Source organism: Symmachiella macrocystis (assembly GCF_007860075.1).
GTDB classification, from domain to species: Bacteria; Planctomycetota; Planctomycetia; order Planctomycetales; family Planctomycetaceae; genus Symmachiella; species Symmachiella macrocystis.
The window spans coordinates 1-21071 of sequence record NZ_SJPP01000001.1 but is presented as its reverse complement, the minus strand read 5'-3'; the positions used below and the strand labels follow the sequence as shown (position 1 = coordinate 21071).

17 protein-coding genes are annotated in these 21071 nt (G+C 55.3%); 11 read left to right on the top strand and 6 right to left on the bottom strand.

The features are described from left to right. The first annotated feature begins 9 nt into the window (after positions 1–9). The gene (locus CA54_RS00085) at positions 10–522 is read left to right on the top strand and encodes a CBS domain-containing protein (RefSeq protein ID WP_146368853.1); all 513 of its coding nucleotides are present in this window, start codon (positions 10–12) and stop codon (positions 520–522) included. Positions 523–530: 8 nt separating this feature from the next. Here the strand turns inward: CA54_RS00085 and CA54_RS00080 are convergent, their stop codons facing one another. The 6 genes from CA54_RS00080 to CA54_RS00055 all read right to left on the bottom strand — a co-directional run bounded on the left by CA54_RS00080 (position 531) and on the right by CA54_RS00055 (position 6660). Continuing rightward, a complete protein-coding gene (locus CA54_RS00080) occupies positions 531–1532 on the bottom strand; it encodes an ABC transporter permease (protein ID WP_146368852.1) in 1002 nt (333 codons plus the stop codon). Next, positions 1529–2536 (bottom strand): ABC transporter permease, encoded by a 1008-nt coding sequence (locus CA54_RS00075; RefSeq protein WP_146368851.1) that lies wholly within the window; start codon positions 2534–2536, stop codon positions 1529–1531. The genes CA54_RS00080 and CA54_RS00075 overlap by 4 nt, the downstream gene beginning before the upstream one ends. A 20-nt stretch (positions 2537–2556) precedes the next feature. Then, complete coding sequence (locus CA54_RS00070; RefSeq protein WP_146368850.1) at positions 2557–4080, bottom strand: sugar ABC transporter ATP-binding protein; 1524 nt, start codon at positions 4078–4080, stop codon at positions 2557–2559. A 69-nt stretch (positions 4081–4149) separates the two neighbouring features. Beyond that, a complete protein-coding gene (locus CA54_RS00065; protein ID WP_146368849.1) occupies positions 4150–5109 on the bottom strand; it encodes an amidohydrolase family protein in 960 nt (319 codons plus the stop codon). Between the two features lie 58 nt (positions 5110–5167). Beyond that, positions 5168–6184, bottom strand: a complete 1017-nt coding sequence (locus CA54_RS00060) for an SMP-30/gluconolactonase/LRE family protein (protein WP_146368848.1) — start codon at positions 6182–6184, stop codon at positions 5168–5170. Next, entirely contained in the window at positions 6157–6660 is a 504-nt protein-coding gene (locus tag CA54_RS00055; protein WP_146368847.1) for an acetolactate synthase, read from the bottom strand. Before CA54_RS00055 ends, CA54_RS00060 begins: the two co-directional genes overlap by 28 nt. Positions 6661–6928: 268 nt before the next feature. On the opposite strand from CA54_RS00055, the gene CA54_RS00050 reads away from it, so the two are divergent. The 10 genes from CA54_RS00050 (at position 6929) to CA54_RS29705 (ending at position 20772) form a co-directional block, all read left to right on the top strand. Then, a complete protein-coding gene (locus CA54_RS00050) occupies positions 6929–7552 on the top strand; it encodes an HAD family hydrolase (RefSeq protein ID WP_146368846.1) in 624 nt (207 codons plus the stop codon). Positions 7553–8047: 495 nt separating this feature from the next. Then, positions 8048–10603 (top strand): M1 family aminopeptidase, encoded by a 2556-nt coding sequence (locus CA54_RS00045; protein WP_146368845.1) that lies wholly within the window; start codon positions 8048–8050, stop codon positions 10601–10603. A 45-nt stretch (positions 10604–10648) separates the two neighbouring features. Further along, positions 10649–10939: a putative quinol monooxygenase gene (locus CA54_RS00040; protein ID WP_146368844.1), complete on the top strand. Its 291-nt coding sequence runs from the start codon at positions 10649–10651 to the stop codon at positions 10937–10939. Positions 10940–10996: 57 nt separating this feature from the next. Further along, on the top strand, positions 10997–11869 hold the full coding sequence (locus CA54_RS00035) for a GGDEF domain-containing protein (RefSeq protein ID WP_197532081.1): 873 nt from the start codon (positions 10997–10999) through the stop codon (positions 11867–11869). Positions 11870–11946: 77 nt separating this feature from the next. Next, positions 11947–12249, top strand: coding sequence for a Dabb family protein (locus CA54_RS00030; protein WP_146368842.1), 303 nt, complete (start codon positions 11947–11949; stop codon positions 12247–12249). A gap of 18 nt (positions 12250–12267) precedes the next feature. Continuing rightward, complete coding sequence (locus CA54_RS00025) at positions 12268–14271, top strand: YjhG/YagF family D-xylonate dehydratase (RefSeq protein WP_146368841.1); 2004 nt, start codon at positions 12268–12270, stop codon at positions 14269–14271. 73 nt (positions 14272–14344) lie between these two features. Beyond that, positions 14345–15751, top strand: a complete 1407-nt coding sequence (locus tag CA54_RS00020; RefSeq protein WP_146368840.1) for a c-type cytochrome — start codon at positions 14345–14347, stop codon at positions 15749–15751. A 47-nt stretch (positions 15752–15798) separates the two neighbouring features. Continuing rightward, complete coding sequence (locus CA54_RS00015; RefSeq protein WP_146368839.1) at positions 15799–16749, top strand: hypothetical protein; 951 nt, start codon at positions 15799–15801, stop codon at positions 16747–16749. A 750-nt stretch (positions 16750–17499) separates the two neighbouring features. Then, complete coding sequence (locus CA54_RS00010; RefSeq protein ID WP_146368838.1) at positions 17500–19461, top strand: cytochrome c3 family protein; 1962 nt, start codon at positions 17500–17502, stop codon at positions 19459–19461. 555 nt (positions 19462–20016) lie between these two features. Further along, complete coding sequence (locus tag CA54_RS29705; RefSeq protein ID WP_231962917.1) at positions 20017–20772, top strand: response regulator; 756 nt, start codon at positions 20017–20019, stop codon at positions 20770–20772. Positions 20773–21071 lie beyond the last annotated feature (299 nt).

Here is a 21071-nt window from a genome sequence, read left to right as displayed (position 1 = left end):
GTGCGCATCATGACCGAACTTCCTGGACGATTGGGACGCCTGGCTGCACGAGACATCATGACCTCTAAGTTGGTCATCTTGCGCGATAATGAACCGATTTCCACAGCGGCGGCCACGCTGAAAGAACATGGAATCACCGGGGCGCCGGTCATCGATCAACACAATTCGCCGATCGGGATGTTGTCGCTTTCAGACATCATTCAAACCGTCTTGCCGGAGGACGTCGAAACGCCTCGTCCGGCGCCGGAAGTGCTCTGCGGCGACGCGGCCCACACGTGGGAACTGTTTGAACATGTTGCCGACAACATCGAAACCGCCGGGGATGAGGTGGTGTCTCAACGGATGTCGCGACTGTTGGTGACGGTCGCCGACAACACCCCGCTGGTCGAAATCGCCCGCGTGATGTGCGATGGACATTGGCATCGCGTGGCGGTCGTCGATGAGTCCGGTAACCTATGTGGGATTGTCTCCACGATGGATGTTTTAGCGGCTATGATCAATGCGGCTGATGAAGGCTCCTAAGTGATCGCTCAACCGTTGGAATTGTCCGCGGGGCGGTTGATCCAGACGCCGATCACCAGCAGGGCTCCCATCAAGACGTACTTCAAGTGTTGAATCTTAAAGGGCAGGACGTCGGCGTGGAACATTTCCGCGCTCCGCAAACCTTCATCCAAGACGGTGATCATCAACAGGCCGATCACCGAGCCGATGATCGATCCATTTCCCCCTTCGACGCGGGTGCCCCCCAATACCACGGCGACGATGACTTGCAGTTCCAGTCCGGCAAACGATGTTGCCGAGACCGAACCGTTACGCGCTGTAAAACAAATGGCCGCCACAAACGCGAACCCGCCCATTGCCGTGTAGACCTGTGTCGTGCGGCGAAACACCGGGATTCCCGCATATCGAGCCGCGACGCGATTGCCGCCTAACATCAACAGTTCCCGACGAAGACGCGAATGGAAAAACCAACCGCCGCCCAGCACGACCACCAGCGTAATTAGCAACAGCGATCCACTCAGCCCGCCAAACCACGCATAACCGGGAACATCGTAGAACGTGCCGAATTCCTGATCTCCCAACCTGACTTCGCACAAACCGCGGAATAAAAACAAAGTCCCCAAGGTGGCGATGATCGGGGGGACATCCAAGCGCGCAATCAAAAATCCGTTGAAGCAGCCCAGACCCAATCCACACAGCAGTCCCAACGGCACCGCCGTCCACCAAAAACTCGCACCGGGATCAAACGTTGCCATCACGGCAGCGATCAAGGCCACCATCGACCCGATGGACAAGTCGATGCCGCCGGTCATCAGCACGGCAGTCATCCCCACAACTAGCACGATCAACGGCGCAGCATGCGTGATCAAATCGGTTGCATAGTAACGACTGGAACGCCCGAATGCTTCTGTCGAATCAAACTGCACGCCGCTGATCGGAGCAAAGACCGCCAACTCCACCACAAAAAGTAGGGGTAAAACCAGCAGATGCCATGATGTGAATCGGCGCATTGTGCGTGTGGGGGCGCTCATCGTAATTCATCCAACAATTTTCGTCGGCGATGGAGGGCACAGTCAAAACCAATGACCGCTACGATCACGGCCCCTTCGATTGCGGTCCGCCAATACTCGCTTACGCCGGCATAGAGCATGGCCTGTCCGATCAAATACAAAAACAAGGCGCCGAGCACGGTGCCCAACATTGTTCCCTCACCGCCAAAAATATTCGTCCCTCCCAGCACCACGGCTCCGATGACGCTCAATTCAAAACCCATGGCCATCCGCGCCGGTTCGATGACTTGCCGATTGGTGACATACAGCACGGCGGCAACGCCCAGAAAAAGGCCGCCGACCAAATACGACATCTGCAAAATACGCCTCGGATGCAGTCCCGCGATGCGGCATGCCTGCGGTGAACAGCCGAGCGCCAAAAATTCGCGAAATGTTTTTCCATACGCCTCCCAGACCAACGCAGCAACAACAACGACGGCTAATATCCAACCGGCATATTCCTTGGCGGGAGTTTGATAGGCCGCCTGTTGAATCGACATCCCGCCGCCAAAGTCCGGCATCAGCGTGTCCGCCAAGATCAACGCCAGTCCGCGATAAAACTGCAAACCGGCGAGCGTGATGATAATCGGTGAGATCCCCAACCAGCGCACTAACAGCCCGTTCCACGACGAAAGCGCCACGGCCGTCAGCCAACAGCCGAAAAAGCAGACCCCAGGATTGGCTCCGTAATCGTACAGAATGCCAAACACCGTGCCGGCAACGACGATGATTGTTGAAATCGAAAGATCGATGCCGCCGGCGAATATAATCCCCGTCAGCCCCAACCCGGCAATGATCACCGGAGCGAGATAAACCGGAATCCGCGACAACTCAGCGAGAAACGACGAGTTGTCGTCCGCTGATGTTTGCCAGAAGATAAATCCCAACAGCAACGCGCAACCCACCAGCAAAAACAGCAAGCGATGCCGCACCGTCGGCGTCACGCGGCTGAAATATTGAATCACGATGTTGTGGGATTGCGGCATGGGGAATGAGTGGCCGGTGGTTAGTGGCCAGTGGCCGGTACGTCAGTTGGTGACAATCCTGAGGCGGCTAGGATCACGTTGTGTTCGGTCAGTTTCTCGCCGCTGAGTTCCGTTTCAATGGTGCCGCGATTCATGACCAACACGCGATCGCTCATGCCAATGAGTTCCGGCAAGTCGCTGGAAATGAATAACACCCCTTTTCCCGCTCCCGCTAAACGGTCGATGTGTGCGTGGATGTCGGCTTTGGCTCCGACGTCGACGCCGCGGGTCGGTTCGTCGAGAATAATCATCCCCGGGTCCCGTTCCAACCAGCGAGCAATCAAAGCCTTTTGCTGATTGCCGCCGCTGAGTGTGCCAATGGCTTGTTCCGGGCCGGTGGCGCGGATGTCATAATTCGTTAAAGCGGCCGAGACCATCTCCAGTTCTCGACGGCGGTTCACGAAGCCCAGCCGATTTGCAATAACCGCGAATCCGATGCTCAACGATTCTCGCAGTGAATGGTCCAACACCAAACCCTGACGTTTGCGTTCTTCAGGAATATAGACCAACCCGCCGCGCAAGGCCGCATGGGGGTCTCGTGGTTTCCAAGTATTTCCGTTTAACATCATGGAGCCCGAGTCCGCCGGGTATAACCCATAGATCGCGCGGGCCAATTCCGAACGACCCGCCCCAACCAATCCCGCTACGCCCACGATTTCTCCAGCGCGCACGTTCAAACTGATGTCGCGAAACATCCCCGACCGCGTCAGCGAATGCAGTTGCAACACCACCTCTCCCAATGTGCCTAAGCGGCTGCGAGGATAGACCTGATCCAGGGGGCGGCCGACCATGTCGTGCACCAGTTGCCCGGCGGTCACTTCAGCGGTTGCGTGCGTGGACACCAAGTCGCCGTCCCGTAGCACGGCGATGCGGTCCGTGATTTCAAAAATCTCGTCCAGGCGATGCGAAACATAAATAATGGCTACGCCTCGCGCTTGCAGTTTGGTCAGATGTCCGAACAACCGCCGCACTTCCGGTTCACTAAGACTGGCTGTCGGTTCGTCGAGAATCAATAACTGTGCGTCGCGGGACAACGCGGCAGCGATTGAGACTTCTTGTTTCTCCGCTGCTGTCAATTGATCCATCGTGGCGTGTGTTGGCAAATCAATGCCAAACGCGCGAAGTCGCTCTTGTGCTTCCTCGTGAAGAGACCGCCAATTCACACCGCCAAAAAACGAGCGGGGCCAGGACTCCCCCAGCAGCAAATTCTCCGCCACCGTCAATTGAGCCGCATACTCCAATTCCTGATGAATCGTAGCGATCCCCGCATTGATCGCCGCACGCGGTGATTCGAAACGCAGCGACCGTCCGCACAACGTGATCGTCCCTGTATTGGGTTGGTGCAGACCGCTGAGCAGTTTGATCAACGTCGACTTGCCCGCACCGTTTTCGCCAACCAGTCCTAGAATCGACCCCGGTGCCAGTTCCAGCGAGAACGGTTTCAGCGCGGGCACCCCGCTGAAGGATTTGGCAATGCCGTTCAGTTTGAGGAGCGGTGTGGTCATGACGATGTGAACGTGTCGCGGGGTGTCGACCACGAAAATCGGTCTGAAAGTGCAACAGCAGTACGTGGATTAGGCGTTGCCGAATTTCCAAAGTTTAGCGGCATTAATGCCCATGATTTTTTGCCGGTCTTCATCGCTAAAAAATGGGATCTCTTCGCGAATCAATGCCAACTCATCCGTCAACGGCGGACGTCGGTCTTGGGCCCGTGTTGCTCCGGGAAAGCCGGTGCCCCACATCAAACGATCCGGTCCAAACGCATCGTACATCCGCTCGACCCAAGGCCAAGTGTCTTTATAGGGGAACTTTTTCGAAGGCGAACGGATGTTTAATTCCGAAACCTTGCAGTACACCTGCGGGTACTTGGCCAGCGCGAGCAGTTTGCCGAATTCCACCGACGGATCCGCGACGGTGAAATCGGTGTTGGCCAAATGGTCAATCACCACCGGGACCGTGGGATGCCGCGCGATCATCTCATCGAGCTTGGGGAGCTGCTGGCTGGCGATGAACATATTGAAGATCGCCCCCAACTCCGCCGCTTTTTCCCACAACGGATCGCGCGACCGGGCGTTCAACCAATCGTCCTTACCGCGATAATAAACCGGGCTAAACCGCATCCCGGCAAACTGATGCTCGCGCATCCAGTAGTCCAACTTGTCCGCCACGTTTGGATCTTCGGGATCAATCAAGCCATGGCCGCGAAACCGGTCGGGAAAGCGTTTGATGCACTCGGCTACGTAGCTGTTGTCCCAGCCGTGATAAATCACCTGCACCAGCACGCAATAATCGATGCCGAACTGATCCATCTCCGCATTGAGCAATTCCACGGTCGCGGGGATTTTCGGCGCCTTCATTTTGCGGGCGAAGGGAAACATCTTCAGATCGGCCGCCCAAACATGCATGTGCGTATCGACGACCGGGGTCTTAGATTTTCCATCCGCTCGCGCCGCAACACTCGCCATAGTCAGCGAAGCCGCGGCGGTGGTTTTCAAAAACGAACGGCGGGTTGTCGATGAGGTCGTGCGCGGCATAGCGTTCCCTGTTTCGTAAAAAACAGACGTCAGATCCTAGATAACAATTCCACAAAGTTCACAACTTCCGGTGTACCACAAACCCGGGGATCGTTGTGCGCGTTTGGAACAGCGTTTTCCCAGCCGTGACAAACAGCGTGCGGAGATCGTCGCCGCCAAACGTGACATTGGTAAGCACGTCTTCGGGAATCGGAATCCGTCCTTGAATCTCACCCGCCGGCGTCACAATCCAAATGCCGGGTGGCACGTCGTCCGTCTCATGGGGGCCCCGCGGGCGGGCAATTCCAGCGGCGAGGTACAAGGTACCCTGCGTGTCGACCGCCATCCCATCCACGCCGCGTCCCGGCGCGAAATCAATCACGCATCGCTGGTCGCTGACGTCACCACTGTCCGAAAGCGTGAAGGCCCAGATTTTGCGATTGCCGCCGACCACCGGGCAACTGTCGACGATGTATAGCGTCTCTTCGTCCGGTGAAAGCGCGATTCCGTTGGGGCGTTGGATCTCCGGTTGCGTGATCAACCGCGTGACGGCTCCATCGGGATCAATGCGATAGATCGATTCATGCTCCATTTCCATCTGTGAGCGGTCACCGTAACACGGATCGGTAAAGAAAATCTGACCGTTGCTGCGGGCGGCGATGTCGTTGGGCGCATTGTATCGGGCGCCTTCAAAGCGTTCGGTCAGCACCTCGTACTGGCCGGTCTGAACATCGGTGCGCGAGATCCGCCGATTTCCCGTATGCGGTTGCCAGTTATCTCCCTCGCAAGCCAACAACCGGCCGTCGGCGTCGAACAGCAGTCCATTCGCGCAACCGCTGGCAATCCTCCAAGGCTGGCAATCGCCGGTTGCCGTATCCAGGACCATGATGCGGTTGTTGGCGATGTCCGAGAAAAAGACGCGGCCATCGGCCGTCGCAGTTGGGCCTTCCAGAAAAGCGACGTTGGCGGCGGCGGAAACGGGATCGGCCGTTTCCAGAAAATCCGTCGGCGGTCCCACATTACGAAAATCCAAGGTGTCCCCTTTGCTCAATGTCGGCGGCGCGGCGGTTAGTACATCTCGTCGTCTTGGTCCCACAGATCCCGTTCAGAGATCAACCGCAGTCCTTTGTCCTGGAGCGTTTTCATCGCCAAGTCGACATCGTCGACCGACAATGCGATGGCCCCCCGGCCATTGCGGCGGAACAACAAGGGATAGGTGTAATGCACGTTGAGTTCTGCTTGCAGCAGGGCGATGCATATTTCAACATGCGGCTGTGAGCTTTCTGGAAGCTCCACGCCGACCAGATCCACTTCGGAATAAGTGAGACCGGACAGGTCGAGGATTTCCCGTCCTCGTTCGGTGTTGTTGAGCATCAAGCGCACGATGGCACAGTCGACAGAATTGTCGATGCTTAAAGCCACGACACGGATGTCATGTCCTTCAAATCGCCTCAACAGACTGTGGAGCGCGCCGACGCGGTTTTCTGCGAATACGCAAAATTGCCGCAAACCCGGCCAATCGCGGCCGCGCATCGTCAACGGATCCATCACTTCGTCATCGCCGAAACTCATCGGCCCACTCTCCCCACGAGAATCATTTTTAGCGGTCGTATTCGTGGACTCTCCACGGACGCGCCTTTGCGAAAACGGCCGACTGGCTTGATTTCCTATTCACGCGCCGCAAATCTTTTGCTATTGCAGTTTATGACAAATCCGCGTCCGACCGTCAACGTTTGCCGACTGGATGCGTTATTTGTTCCTTGATCTACAAACAATTCGGCGATCCACAAACAATTCGGCCCGCGGTTCTGCTGCGGTGCTTATCTACGAGAGAAACCTGATGATCCGCACATTTCTGTTCGATATGGGCAATGTCCTCGTCCATTTTTGCCACGATCGCATGTGTTCGCAAATCGGCGATCTGTGCGGCAAATCAGGACCGGAAATCCGCACGGTATTGATTGAATCGGAACTGCAATTCAAATTCGAGCGGGGTTGGCTGTCGGAGGACGAATTCCAAGCCGTCTTGCAACGCCTGTTGGAAGCATCGTTCGACCGCGACGAACTGTTCCATGCCGGTTCTGATATTTTTCAACCGAATACCTCAATCGTCCCGGTCCTCAAAGCTCTCAAAGCGGCTGGACACCGCTTGGTGTTGCTCTCCAATACCAGTGCTCCGCACCTACGATTCGTGCAGGAAACCTACGATGTGCTGGAACATTTCGACGATTTCGTATTGTCCTACGAAGTCGGCGCTGTGAAACCCGATGCGGCGATTTTCGAGGCAGCGCTGAGTAAAATCAATTGCCCGCCTGAAGAATGTTTCTACACCGACGACATCGAAGAATACGTCATCACTGCTCGTCAATTCGGTTTACGCGCCGAAGTCTTCACCGATACGGAAAACCTATTGACGCACCTGGAAAGCCATGGCGTGAACCTGCCCCCCAACTGGGCCGCATAATGTCCCCGCAGAGGACGCCGGGGAGTTCTCTCGAGCAATACAACTCACCAAACAAAGCTCGGCGCCCTCTGCAGCAAATTGCATCTAGCTGTGGGGGGAAAATCATCGGGTGGCAGCGATTGCCAACGGCAATCGGTGTGCCGTAGGCACAAGACGCAGCAGTTTCAGTTGTCCCTGCCAACGCGACTTTGCTTGTTATAAGAGCGGGGAGATTGCGGCTTCCTGCGGGCTGCGCCCGCCCCGATTGCTGCCGCAATCGCGGCTACCCCGGACTCTTTGCCTACCGAAGACAGGTATCATTGCTCGTCTCCCAGATGTAATCGATTGCTCTGGGAGCGGGGCCGGGGTGAGAGGTTTTGTTCCGCAGTTACTCTTGCACCCACCTAGCGCGCGGACCAACCATTTCCCACCGCCACTTTCCCCGACCGTTGTGGGGATGCTATGCTGCTGGTTCTCCGTTTTTAAAGATCTGTTATTACCGCACAGGTGCCTCCCATGCAGCAGAAATGCCTTCGTTTGTGGCTCACGATCGTTATATCCGTGATTTCCACCGCGCAGTTATTAGCGGCGGACGAACCGCTCCGTACTGCGGGGGACCGGCCGTTTGATATTCAACACATTCGCCTCGATTTGGACATCTCGCTCAAAAAGAAGCAGATTACCGGCGCTGCCACGATCGATTTGCAGCTACTACGCCCTCTGCAGGTCTTGAAGCTGGATGCGGTCGGATTGGAAGTTTCCAAAGTCCTGCTCGCTCCGGATCAGTCGGAATTGGATTTTTCGACCACCGACGACCAATTACGGATTGATCTCGGCGCAACCCGTCCGCGAGGAGAAAAACTTCGCGTCGTCATTCGTTATCAAGTGCGCGATCCCAAAGCGGGGATGTATTTCTTCGGTCCCACCGAGGGAGAACCTAATGTGCCGTGGATGATGTGGACCCAAGGGGAGCCGGTCGCCAATCATCATTGGTTCCCCTGTCTTGACCATCCCAACGAACGTCAGACGACCGAAATCGTCGCCACCGTCGACGCCGGTTACGAAGTCCTTTCCAACGGTGATTTGCTGTCGCGCAAAAAATCCACCGATGGCAAGCGCGAACGATTTCACTACAAGCAATCCCAGCCGCACGTCGCCTATCTGGTGACGCTCGTTGTCGGTGAGTTCGAAATCGGCCGGGAAACTTGGGGGGATGTGCCGGTGTTGTATTATGTCCCGCCCGAACAGGCTGGTGATATTCAACGGACATTCGGCCGCACCAAAGAGATGCTGACCTTTTTCAGCGAGCGGTTTGGAATCAATTATCCTTGGACGAAGTACGCGCAGATCGTTGTCGAACAATTTATTGCCGGGGGAATGGAAAACACTGGAGCGACGACGTTGTACTCCAAGGTGATGCACGACGAACGCGCGATGTTAGACAGCAGCCCTGATCGGCTGATTGCCCACGAACTGGGACATCAATGGTGGGGCGATTTGGTCACCTGCAAAGATTGGTCGCATTTGTGGTTGAACGAAGGTTTTGCGACCTTCTGCGAATTGATGTGGGCCGAACACGATTTGGGTGTCGACGAACACGACTACATGCTGTACGGCAAAGGCAAATCCGCCCGCTCCGACGGACCCAAAAAACGTCCTATTGTCGACTACCACTACTCTGATCCCGGGGCCATGTTCGACGCGCGGGCCTATCCCAAAGGGGGCTGGGTGCTGCACATGTTGCGGCGGCAATTGGGGGATGATCTGTTCTACACCGGACTGCAAAAATACGGCGAAAAATTCCGCATGAAAACCGCCGAGACATCTGATCTGCGCAAAGTGCTTGAAGAGCACACCGGCCGCAATTTGGAACGGTTCTTTTACGATTGGACCGCTCGACCGGGACATCCGGAACTGGAAGTCGCCACCGAATACGACCCCGAAGATAAACTCGCCAAAATTTCCGTCAAACAAACGCAAAAAGGGGACGCCTTTCATTTTCCACTGGCCATCGAAATTCGCTGCAAAGAGACTTCCGGCCCGATCACGGTCGACAAAGAGATCACCGAAAAGGAATTGACCTTTTACCTGCCTTTGCCTGCCGCTCCCGAATTGGTTCGCATCGATCCGCAGGCGGCTGTGTTGGCGGAATTGAAAGAGAAAAAATCGCGTGATCTGTGGAAAACACAACTCTTAGAAGCCCCCACGGTGATCGAACGTATCCGCGCCGTCGAACATTTTGCCGAGAGCAAAAAGGCCAACGATCGTGAGTTGCTCAAACATGTCTTGGAGCAAGACCCGTTTTACGGTGTGCGGATCGAAGCGTCGAAAGCGCTCGCTAAATCAGGCGGCGATGTTTCACGAGACGCGCTGATTGCGGGATTGTCACAAGAGCACCCCAAGGTACGTCGCGCCTGTGCTGATGCGTTGGCAAAGTTCCCACGCGACGAGAAAGTCATCGCGGTACTCAACCAGCGCCTCCAAAACGGCGATGCTAGTTATTACGTCGAAGCAGCGTTCGCCACCGCATTTGCCAAAGTCCAAGACGAACCGCCGGTGGAGCCCTTGCAACGTCTGTTGTCGCAAGACTCACACGGCGAGGTGATCCGCTCAGCGGCGCTACGCGGACTGGGATATTCCACCGATCCGGCGACCTTGGATTTGTTGGTCGAATGGACCGGACGGTCGAAACCCCGCAGCTGCCGTTTGGCCGCAGCGGAGGCGATTGCGACCTATTTTTCCCGCAACGAGGTTTCCAAACCGGTCCGTGAAAAAACGGTGGAAACGTTGGCCGGATACTTGAAGATCGACAACCGTCATGTGCGGCGCAAAATCATCGAGTCGTTGGGCAACATGGGCAAAAACGCCGCAACAGCGCGCAGCATACTATCCAGCGTTGCCGATCAAGATCCTGACGACCGCGTCCGGGCGGCGGCAAAAACCGCTTTGCCGAAATTGGATGCCGAGACCCCAGCCACTGCTGAAGTCGGCAAGTTGCGGACCGAATTGGATAAGCTGCAAAAAACCAACAAAGAGTTGGAAGACCGCCTGCAAAAACTAGAGAGCAAGTAAACCTCTGGCTGCCGGACAATACTCACACATTCAACGAGGCCTCCCATGATTCATCTCAACGTCCTACTCACAGTCAAAGACCCTGGAAATGTGGACAAGGTTCGTGAATTGCTCACCGAGTGTTGCCGACTCTCACGAGCCGAACCGGGCTGCGCGCGATTTGAAGTGTACCACTCCAACAACGATGCGACGCGGTTCGTGCTCAACGAACACTGGGAATCCCCCGAAGCGCTCGACGGCCATCGGCAGGCCAAGGCTTATACCGAATACTATCAGCCGCAGGTCCTCCCCCTCGTCAGCCGCGAACCGCATCCCTCGACTTTGCTGGAACCTTAAAGCGGCACAAATACTGCTGCTTTGAATCACTTATCGAAGATGTTTTTGTTGCGCACGATGCCTTCTACTATCGAAACTCTCAATCGTTTGAAATCCTGGCCGCTCTGGCTGGCGGTCCTTGCCGCACTGGCGCTGGCCGCCGTCGTCGGTTGGGTCGACTATATAGTCGGCGATGCGTTTGATTTGTCGTTGCTCTATGTCCCGATCATTGCCATCGTCTGCTGGGTCGTGAACCTGCGGGCCGCCGTGATGTTTGCCGTGCTTTGTTCGCTCATTTGGCTCATGGACGATTGGATGGCGTCCGGCATTGCCTTACACGAGGTCAACGTCTATTGGGAATCGGCCGTACGGTTTTTGTTGTTTGTGGCCTTTGCGGTCGTGTTGACTCATTTGCAAACCGCATTGCAACGTGAATCGGCCTTGGCCCGTAGTGACCCATTGACTGGTTTGGCCAATATGACCTCCTTTGTCGAAGAGGCTGAGCGAGTGTCGCACCACAGTCGTCGCGGACAGACACCGATCACAGTCATTTTCTTGGATTGTGATCATTTTAAGGAGGTCAATGATCGATTCGGTCACCCGCAAGGAGATGCCCTCCTGAAAGATGTCGCCGATTGCATTCGCTCCAGTATTCGTCACCAAGACGTTGCTGCGCGTATGGGGGGAGATGAATTTGCGATTCTCTGTCCTAGCATGGATGAATCGCTCGCCCGACAAATCGCCGAGCGGGTCAAAGGGGATTTGGATGTCAAGATGCAGAGCGGCAATTGGTCAGTCACGTTTAGCATCGGCGTCGCCACATTCCCGATTGCCCCTCCCTCGGTTGCCGATTTGATTCGAGAATCCGATAATCTGATGTATGCCGTCAAACATGCCACGCGCGATGGCGTGCGGTTTAAGACCGTCAGCAACGTGCCCGACGTCGCATAGCCGCGTAAGTCTTAGAATAAACACCCGCCCGATGGCGGTGAATTTCCTTTCCATTTTACTCGTGAGAAATACGAAACATGCTGGCACACAACGTCTTTTTTTCGCTGGACGACCCCACCCCGGAAAATACGCAAAAATTGTTGGATGACTGTAACGCCTATCTCAACGATCATCCCGGGTTGATCTTTTTCGGTTGCGGCACCGTTGTCCCCGATTTAGCACGCCCGGTAAACGATCACGATTTCGATGTGGCTCTGCACACCGTTTTTGAAGATCGCGCCGCTCACGACGTCTACCAAACGGCGCCGCGGCATCTAGAATTCATCGTTCGCAACAAAGAGACATGGAAACAGGTCCGCGTATTTGATTCACAAGACTGACCGAAACGACTGAAACTTATGACTTTGGAATTAGCCGACCTGCTCGCCGATGACAATGACGCGGTTTACGATATTCAAACAACCGGCGCCGGCCCGGCGGGAAGTTTGCCGCTCAACGACGAGATGCTGCGGCACAGTCCCAGCGGCGACCTCTTCGGATTGACGCAAAACGCCGGCATGGGCTGGGATCCGCAACAGTTGTTGTGGCCCCAGTATCTGATCCTCAGCACCCAAGGCGGGATTCGCGGAGAAGACGGCCAACCGATTGCTTTGGGATATCACACCGGCCACTGGGAAGTCGGCCTGTTAATGCGCGCCGCCGCGGAACGGTTAGTGGCTTTGAAATGTTTGCCGTTCGCGGCATACGTGAGCGATCCTTGTGATGGTCGCACACAAGGCACGACCGGCATGATGGATTCATTAGCCTATCGCAACGATGCGGCTGTGGTGATGCGGCGCTTGATCCGCTCGCTACCGACGCGTCGCGGCGTGCTTGGCGTGGCGACCTGTGATAAGGGACTTCCGGCGATGATGCTCGCGTTGGCCGCACAACACGATTTGCCGGGGGTATTGATCCCCGGCGGCGTGACCTTGCCGCCCACGGTTGGCGAGGATGCGGGCAAGGTGCAAACCATCGGCGCACGTTTTGCTCACGGAGAAATCACACTCCAAGAAGCCGCCGAAGCAGGGTGCCGCGCGTGCGGTTCCGCGGGAGGCGGCTGCCAATTCCTCGGCACGGCCGCCACGGCGCAGGTCATCGGCGAAGCCTTAGGTATGACATTACCGCACGCAGCCTTGGCTCCGTCCGGGCAACCGATTTGGCTGCAAATGGCCAGTCAATCGGCGACAGCGGTTGTGGAACAGGAAGCGGCCGGATTAAAAATGTCGGACATTCTCACCGATGCCGCCCTACACAACGCCATGGTGGTCCATGCGGCTGTGGGAGGGTCCACCAATCTGTTGTTGCATCTGCCCGCCGTTGCCTTTGCGGCGGGATTAAAGCGGCCCACCGTAACGGATTGGAACCGAATCAATCGTCAAGTACCGCGCATTGTGGACGTGTTGCCCAACGGCCCGGTCGGGCATACCACCATCCGCGTATTCCTTGCCGGCGGTGTCCCGGAAATCATGTTGCACCTGCAGCGACTCGATTTGTTGGATCTCACTGCGACCACCGTCACCGGCCAATCGCTGGGGGACGTACTCGCTTGGTGGGAGAAATCCGAGCGCCGCGAACGACTGCGCGAGGAATTGCGCCGCCGCGATGGCATCGACCCCAACGATGTCATCATGACACCCGATCAAGCCCGCGCGCGGGGACTGACCAGCACGGTAACATTCCCCGTGGGCAATCTGGCGCCCGAAGGGTCAGTGATCAAAAGCACCGCCATCGATCCCTCCGTCGTCGACGAGGATGGCGTGTACCGCAAATGCGGACCGGCACGAGTGTTTCATCGCGAACGAGATGCCATCGCCGCCGTCAAAGGACAGACCGACAATCCGGTCAAAGCGGGCGATGTCGTGGTTCTCTGTTGCCGCGGACCATTAGGGGCGGGCATGGAGGAGACCTATCAAATCACCTCGGCACTCAAACATCTTCCTTTTGGTAAAGAGGTCGCTGTAATCACCGATGCCCGGTTTTCAGGCGTCTCCACCGGCGCCTGCATCGGACACGTGGGGCCCGAAGCTTTGGCCGGAGGACCGATTGGCAAGGTGCATGACGGCGATTTGATCGAAATTGTTATCGACCGCGAAGAATTGACCGGTACAATCAATTTGGTGGGACACGCAGAGGAAACCTTCGGGGCGGAGCAGGGGGCGGCACTGTTGGCTTCGCGAACTTCGCAACAACCACTCACCGCCGACGACAATCTCCCCGACGACACCCGTTTGTGGGCCTTGTTACAACAAGTCGGCGGCGGCACCTGGGGCGGCTGTGTCTACGACGTCGATGCCATTGAAGAAGTATTGCAAGCTGGAATGGAGTCGCTCAAGAAAAAACGCGATCACGCTGAAACTTAACTTTCAGCGTGGAACATGATCGACATTTGGGGGTCCCTTTTCCGGATCGGTTGAGGGCCGGGAGTGAGGTTTGATGAATAGTCCGTTCCAGAAAGTGCGGGACGCTAAAACCAGACAGCCGCTCATGCTCTTTCTGCTGGTCTGCTTGGTTTACCTCATTGCAGTTGGCGACCGCTGTATGGCCGGCGAACCGCGCGACGCGGTGCACCCCGGCTATCGCATTTTGCGCACCAAGGCCTACTTGCCCCCCGATTTCGATGACACGGTGTTCGACGAATTATGGAAGCAATGGCCGCCGGAACTGCGTGATCGCGCCGCCGCAGCCTCCTCCACGCAGCGCCGCGAAATGCTGTTCACCGAATACGGCTTGATGCCCTCGCCGGATGCTTTTGGCGGTGGTAAAGCCCTGGGGTATGTCGATGACGGTCGCGGGGGCTGGGTGATGAACTGTTTGACTTGCCATGCCGGCAAAGTCGCCGGTCAAGTGATTCTAGGTTTACCGAATTCGCATTTGGCGCTGCAAACCTTGGTCGAGGATGTGCGGGCCACCAAAATTCAGATGCAGAAACCGCTATCCCATATGGATCTGGGATCATTGGCCATGCCGCTTGGGACGACCAACGGCACCACCAATGCGGTCATGTTTGGTGTCGCTTTAGAGGCACTGCGCGACGATGATTTGAACGTCCATCTCACCAATCCGCAGCCCAAAATGCTGCATCACGATATGGACGCGCCTCCATGGTGGCATCTCCGCAAAAAGCAATGGATTTACGCCGACGGTTTCGTCGCCAAATCGCATCGCGCCCTGATGCAATTCATGCTCATTCCACGCAACGATGCCAAGACCTTTAAGAGTTGGGAAGCAGACTACCGGCAAATCCTCGCCTGGATCGAAACCATCCAGCCTCCCAAGTATCCCTTTGAAATCGACGATCAACTCGCCGAACAAGGCCGCGTGGTTTTCGAAGCAACTTGTTCCCAGTGCCATGGTACCTATGGTGAGGAATGGACCTATCCTGAGCGGATTGTCGACATCGATGAACTCGGCACCGACCCATTGCGGTTGCAGTCGCTCTCGCCTATCTACCGCCGCAAATACGGCCGTGGCTGGTTGGCCGACTATGATCCCACCCGCGTCCGTGAGCATCCGGGCGGATACGTCGCTCCGCCGCTAGATGGTATCTGGGCGACCGCTCCTTATTTTCACAACGGTTCGGTCCCCACATTGTGGCATCTGCTGCATCCCGATCAGCGGCCGACGGTGTGGCGACGAAGTATCGACGGCTACGACACCAAACGGGTGGGCCTAGAGGTTGCTGAATTCGCGGAACTTCCCGGCGATGTACAATCGCCGCGGGCGGCCCGCGGATTTTTTAAGACGCGGGCATTAGGAAAAAGTGCCGACGGTCATCGATTTCCCGAAACACTCACCGAAACAGAGCGCTACGCCGTGTTGGAGTATTTGAAAACGCTGTAACGGCAGTGCGGCACGCCAAGACCATAAAGTCCAACTGGAGCACTGGAATGGGGTGGCTAAAATCATTGGATTGTCGCGTATTCTTTTCCGTCGTATTGATCGGATTGTGGACCGCTCAACAGGCTTGCCATGCCAAGGATGACGATTGGGTGGATCAGCTGAAAGTAAGATTGCAGGCGGCCAAAAAGGACGGTGACGTGGACGTGTTTTATCGCGAGTATTTCAGCACCGCTTCTGATACGCACGTTGAAGTGCTGACAACATGCTCCGACGATGGACTCGCCCTGCAGGCAAGTTGGGAACAACTTCTCCGCTCGGTGCCTCATCTACTTGCCAAACGGCCGGAGACCAAGAAACTAAAGCTCAGTCGGATACAACTGGCGCGCTTTCTAGGTTTTACGAATGGCCGTCTCAAGGTGAATATCCCCACATGGTGGGACGCCCAATTGTCCCAAATGACGGCAATTAAGGTTAATACCAGAGTGACACCTTATATTTTCGGTTTGTCATTTAACGGAAACGAAGAACACAATCCATATCACACTACAGGCATCGGGCTTGATGCGCCAAAAGAAATAGAGATTGTCTTCGGCTCTAAAAATCAACTTGAATTGTCCGTCGATGGTGACTTATTTGAGGTCCCTTCGTGGTTAATTGATAAGGACCGCGTCCAGAATAGGGAAGTGGAATCAATAACAGCTCTATTAACTGACCAGTATTGCTATTTGGCGATGCCGGAATATGGGAACGGTTCGGGTAGTTACACCATGTGGTGTGTGCGACGAACGGATGGAAGCAAAATGTGGTCAACCGAAGTCGGTGGTCCATCCTGGGGTGGTTATACAATTGGTGGCCCGACAAGGGTGCCACATCACGTAACAATTGTCTTGAATCGAGGGAGCGTTTTGTTGTTCGGCGGCGACATGGATTCGATGTATATTGAGGCGTTTGCCGCGGAGGATGGGAAACTGCAATTTCGGTTTTGTACCTTGGATTGACGATTGCGGCAGCGTGGCACTGACGCAAAATGTTGAATTGGCCCTGAGATGGGGTGCCTTTGGCTCTGCCAGTGAACTTCCGGGACGTTGGCATCCTTCCTGGCCTTGCATTCTTTATCTGCCCGCCCATGGCCTTGACTGACCCCGCAACAACGCTGGTAAAGTCAATCGTTTCCAATTGCGACTTTGTAAAAAGCGGTATTTAGCCTGCCTAGAAGAATTCACTAGTGACGTTCATTCGGCCGCTGCGTGCAGCCCATGATAGGCAAGGGAAAGATTGATGGAGCTTTTCATATTAAGTTTATTGGGTCCATTAACCTTAGTGGCGGATGTAGCTCCGCAGAACCAGCTTACCGGTGCAATTCTCACGGTGGTACTCGTACCCTGTCTATTTGCATACGCGATTCGACAAAACTTCCTCTGCTTTTGGGTGACGATGGTGTCGATTTTTGTTTGGTTGTTCGTTGGGATGATTGGCGTCGGGATCAATTGTTAACAGTGAGCGAGTCGGCGGGGTCGCGCTGAGGGACGTCGTTTTGTGATTTCGTGTTGTGTGTGATTGGCTTTGCCAGTGCGTTTGAGGACAGTGCTCGTCGGTCAAAACAGGTGAGTGGACGACGCTCGTCTCGCTAATTCCTGCACTCTCTTGTCGCGTCGAGTTTCATGAATTCCTCAAGGCGGATACAATCAGGCTCCGGAATGTCGTAAACTGAAAGCCTGTCACATCACCTATCCGGCCGGGGCCAAAATATGACTGTTCAAGACGGCTCCGATCACTCGGAACCACATTCCTCAGAGGAACCCGCTGCAAAACCGTCCGTCCTTGGGGCCGCCGTTGGTGTCGCCATCTTGTGCCTGCTGGTCGGTGGATTCGTCTATCTGTTGATGCCTCGTCATGAACGGCCTCCGCAACCGCCCAAGCAGACCGAAGATCCTCAGGATCTCGCAATGCCCAAGCCGCAGCGTGATTGGCATTCGGGTGAATATGTCGGCAGCCAAACCTGCGCCGAATGTCACCCCGAAATCGCGGAAGCATACGCGCAGCACCCGATGGCAAACACGCTGGCCCCAGTTGCTGATGCGTCTCCGATCGAACTCGTTGAGGGGGATTCCACCGAATTCGAGAGTCATGGGCGACGTTATCGAGTCCAGCGCGATGGCGACCGCATGATTCACACCGAATTCATGACCGACGCCGACGGCGAACTGGTTTACGAACAATCGGAAGAAGTGGACTATGCCGTCGGTTCTGGTGAGAATGCCAGGACCTATATGATTAACTATGGCGGGGTCATGTTCGAGTCCCCGATCACTTGGTACACCGAAAAAGGAATATGGGACCTCTCGCCGGGGTATCATGACAACCCGGCTCAACGCTTCAATCGCCGTATCCTTGATGGCTGTGTCCAGTGTCACTCCGGGCATTCCATTCCGACGGGGGATGGGACCTCAGCTCGTTTCGAAGAACAGCCGTTTACGGAACTTGGAATCAGTTGCGAGCGCTGCCATGGACCGGGAAAGCGGCACGTCGAAAAATTTCAAGCCGACGATTGGGAGGCTGGCGACAAGTCTGCTGAGGACATGCTGATTGTGAATCCCTCTCGACTCGAAGGGCGACTCGCGGACAGTGTCTGCTACCAATGTCACATGGGGGGAAAACATCGTGTCTTGCGAAAAGGCAAATCCTACCATGACTTCCGACCTGGGATGGCCACTGAAGACATCTGGACGGTGTTGGTTTCGCCAACGCAGGTATCGGCAGATGGCAACGCAGAGTTTCTTAGTCATGTCGAGCAAATGGAATCGAGTGCTTGTTTTCGCGGTTCTGATGGACAGATGCGCTGCACCACTTGTCACGACCCGCATCGTTCTCCCAAACCTGAGGAGCGAGCGGCATTCTATCGGCAGCGCTGCAATAGCTGTCATTCCGATCGCGGCTGCTCGCTTCCCATCGAAGAACGTGAACAACCGCCCGCACTCAATTCGTGCGCGCATTGTCATTTGCCATCATCCGGTTCCAGCGACATCCCACATACCTCGGCGTCGGACCACCGTATCTTACGGAAGCCTCCAACTAAGCGTGATGTGGCGCAGGATTCAAATCGAGGTGTGGCTTGGACAATTTTCGACGGCAGCGACCAACGTATGCCGCAGTGGGAAGTGCAACGTACCAAAGCTCTGGCACTGGCCGAACAGGCCATGCAAGAATCGGACCAACGACTCACGATCCAAGCCATTGCGGCACTGGAAGAGGCGTTGCGACACGACCCGCATGATGTAGAGTTATCCAGTAGTTTGGGCGTATTTTATTGCATCACGCGTAATGATGCAAAAGCAATGAGTTGGCTTGAAGCCGCTCTGCAGGTCGATCCGCATCACGAATTGAGCCTCAAGAACCATGGCATGATGGCGCTTCAAACCGGTATGCTAGACAAGGGACAACGTAGTTTCGAAAGCTATCTTGAAGTCAATCAGTGGGACGGCACAATTTTCGGCCCCTACGCGGCAATTCTAGCGAATACCGGTCACCTGCAGGATGCTGTGAAGGTCGCCGAACGTGGATTGCGACTCGACCCAACACAACTGAAACTTCGCGGTTTCGCCGCGCAATTGTACGCGCGCCTCGGCGATCAGGAGAAGAGCCTGCAACACCGTGAAATCTTGCAGAAGATTCAAAAACACCTAAGCGACGCTGAACCCAAGGTGGATTGATGTTTGAATATGGGGCCCGCAATCGTCCACGAATCCCGCACTTCTCCCTTACCGCAGACCATTCTAAAGCACTCCGCACCAACGCAAGCTGAACCGAGAGCACCGTATGCCCGTGATTCCTGGGGAAACACTCATTCTCCTCTTCTTATGCATCGTTGTCAGGGTCACTTTCGCCTGCGATTAGTGCGCCTCCCGTGGGTGGTTTCGGATTTGAAAACGTGCGACCTGTCCTGGTGAGCAGTTCGAGAACAGGAGAATTGTCGTTACAGTGAAGCAGCTTAGGGCGAAGTGTCGCTTGCGAGTTCACTGATAAAACAGACTGGGCTTCGTTTCCTATTCCGGTGAAACATTGGGGTAAGCCCTTCTTGTTCACGGGCCTAGAGAAACATAACATTGAATCTCCTGTCGATTTTCCTGAGACGCACCTCATTGAATGCTATTTCACACCCCCGCTGGTCAACATTAGCTGGGGGTTTTCTTATGCACGGAAGCATCTTGGAACCAATCACACTTCCTCAATAAATTGTTTTTGAGGGCTGTCATGGAGGTATCCAGATGTCGAACCAACGTTCCCTTCTAAGGCAACTTGTTTTTTCTGAATTGAAACGTGTCAGAATTGATGGGCAAAGACGAAGTCTTACGGCACTCATTGTCGATGTCCTAGAACGCGAGGAATTTCGTTTATCCCGAGAACCCTCACTCGAAGATATGAAGTGGCTGCTGTGGCAAGTGTTTCGCATCCCGCATTGGATTCTCTCCCCAATCATGGATGATCCGTCGATCGACGAGTCGGACTCGTTGTTAGCCGAAAACTCGTACGACAGTGAATTCCAATATCAAGTTGCCCATGACGGCATCATCATGCAGAAACCGACAACCGCCAGGCCCATGGAAATCTTGATGATCGAGGATAGTTTGACATTTGCCCGCATCACGATGACGGCCTTACGGCAGGGGAACATCGAGCACCGCTTGACATGGCTCACCGACGGACAAGAAGCACTCGAGTTTTTGCACCAGTGCGGAAAGTACCGCCATTCACCCCGGCCTGATCTAATTCTTCTAGATTTGGGTCTACCAAAAGTCGACGGGCGGAAAGTGCTGGCCGACATCAAATCGGATAACAAGCTGCGCTGCATTCCGGTTGTGGTGATGACTGTCTCTACCTCCGAAGAGGACCGCTTCGAAAGCGAACGTTTGGAGGTGGAAGCGTATTTGACCAAGCCTGTTGATCTTGGCAAGTTTCTGGAGCTTGTCACTGATCTAAGCGAATACTGGCACGAAGACATGATTGTGCCGACTATCGGTTGAATACATAAAAAGTGCGTGGTGGAGTCGCCCTGAGAGGAATCATCAGTCATAAGCAAACTGAATGTCCTTTCCCCCGCACTTGCTTGCCGGCGGGAACGCACTCTCCCCCGTAAACCTTGCGCTGTTTCGCTACTTGCCGCAGTTTCGTTGATCGCTGCGATCCTGGCGACCGTTGTGAGTCCTCTAATGAGATAGCGGCTTGTGGTTTTCTGCTGCGCTGCGAGGGGGTTCCTGCCGAAGCTTTACCAATAATGCCTCGTCAGATTGTTTCGCCCCTGATCCGTTGATCCTGGCGACCG

What these genes read in the sequence shown, in the direction of transcription:
- CA54_RS00085 (WP_146368853.1), top strand. Translation starts at nt 10, where the DNA reads ATGACCGAACTTCCTGGACGATTGGGACGCCTGGCTGCACGAGACATC.
- CA54_RS00080 (WP_146368852.1), bottom strand. Translation starts at nt 1,532, where the DNA reads ATGAGCGCCCCCACACGCACAATGCGCCGATTCACATCATGGCATCTG.
- CA54_RS00075 (WP_146368851.1), bottom strand. Translation starts at nt 2,536, where the DNA reads ATGCCGCAATCCCACAACATCGTGATTCAATATTTCAGCCGCGTGACG.
- CA54_RS00070 (WP_146368850.1), bottom strand. Translation starts at nt 4,080, where the DNA reads ATGACCACACCGCTCCTCAAACTGAACGGCATTGCCAAATCCTTCAGC.
- CA54_RS00065 (WP_146368849.1), bottom strand. Translation starts at nt 5,109, where the DNA reads ATGCCGCGCACGACCTCATCGACAACCCGCCGTTCGTTTTTGAAAACC.
- CA54_RS00055 (WP_146368847.1), bottom strand. Translation starts at nt 6,660, where the DNA reads ATGAGTTTCGGCGATGACGAAGTGATGGATCCGTTGACGATGCGCGGC.
- CA54_RS00050 (WP_146368846.1), top strand. Translation starts at nt 6,929, where the DNA reads ATGATCCGCACATTTCTGTTCGATATGGGCAATGTCCTCGTCCATTTT.
- CA54_RS00045 (WP_146368845.1), top strand. Translation starts at nt 8,048, where the DNA reads ATGCAGCAGAAATGCCTTCGTTTGTGGCTCACGATCGTTATATCCGTG.
- CA54_RS00040 (WP_146368844.1), top strand. Translation starts at nt 10,649, where the DNA reads ATGATTCATCTCAACGTCCTACTCACAGTCAAAGACCCTGGAAATGTG.
- CA54_RS00035 (WP_197532081.1), top strand. Translation starts at nt 10,997, where the DNA reads ATGCCTTCTACTATCGAAACTCTCAATCGTTTGAAATCCTGGCCGCTC.
- CA54_RS00030 (WP_146368842.1), top strand. Translation starts at nt 11,947, where the DNA reads ATGCTGGCACACAACGTCTTTTTTTCGCTGGACGACCCCACCCCGGAA.
- CA54_RS00025 (WP_146368841.1), top strand. Translation starts at nt 12,268, where the DNA reads ATGACTTTGGAATTAGCCGACCTGCTCGCCGATGACAATGACGCGGTT.
- CA54_RS00020 (WP_146368840.1), top strand. Translation starts at nt 14,345, where the DNA reads ATGAATAGTCCGTTCCAGAAAGTGCGGGACGCTAAAACCAGACAGCCG.
- CA54_RS00015 (WP_146368839.1), top strand. Translation starts at nt 15,799, where the DNA reads ATGGGGTGGCTAAAATCATTGGATTGTCGCGTATTCTTTTCCGTCGTA.
- CA54_RS00010 (WP_146368838.1), top strand. Translation starts at nt 17,500, where the DNA reads ATGACTGTTCAAGACGGCTCCGATCACTCGGAACCACATTCCTCAGAG.
- CA54_RS29705 (WP_231962917.1), top strand. Translation starts at nt 20,017, where the DNA reads ATGTCGAACCAACGTTCCCTTCTAAGGCAACTTGTTTTTTCTGAATTG.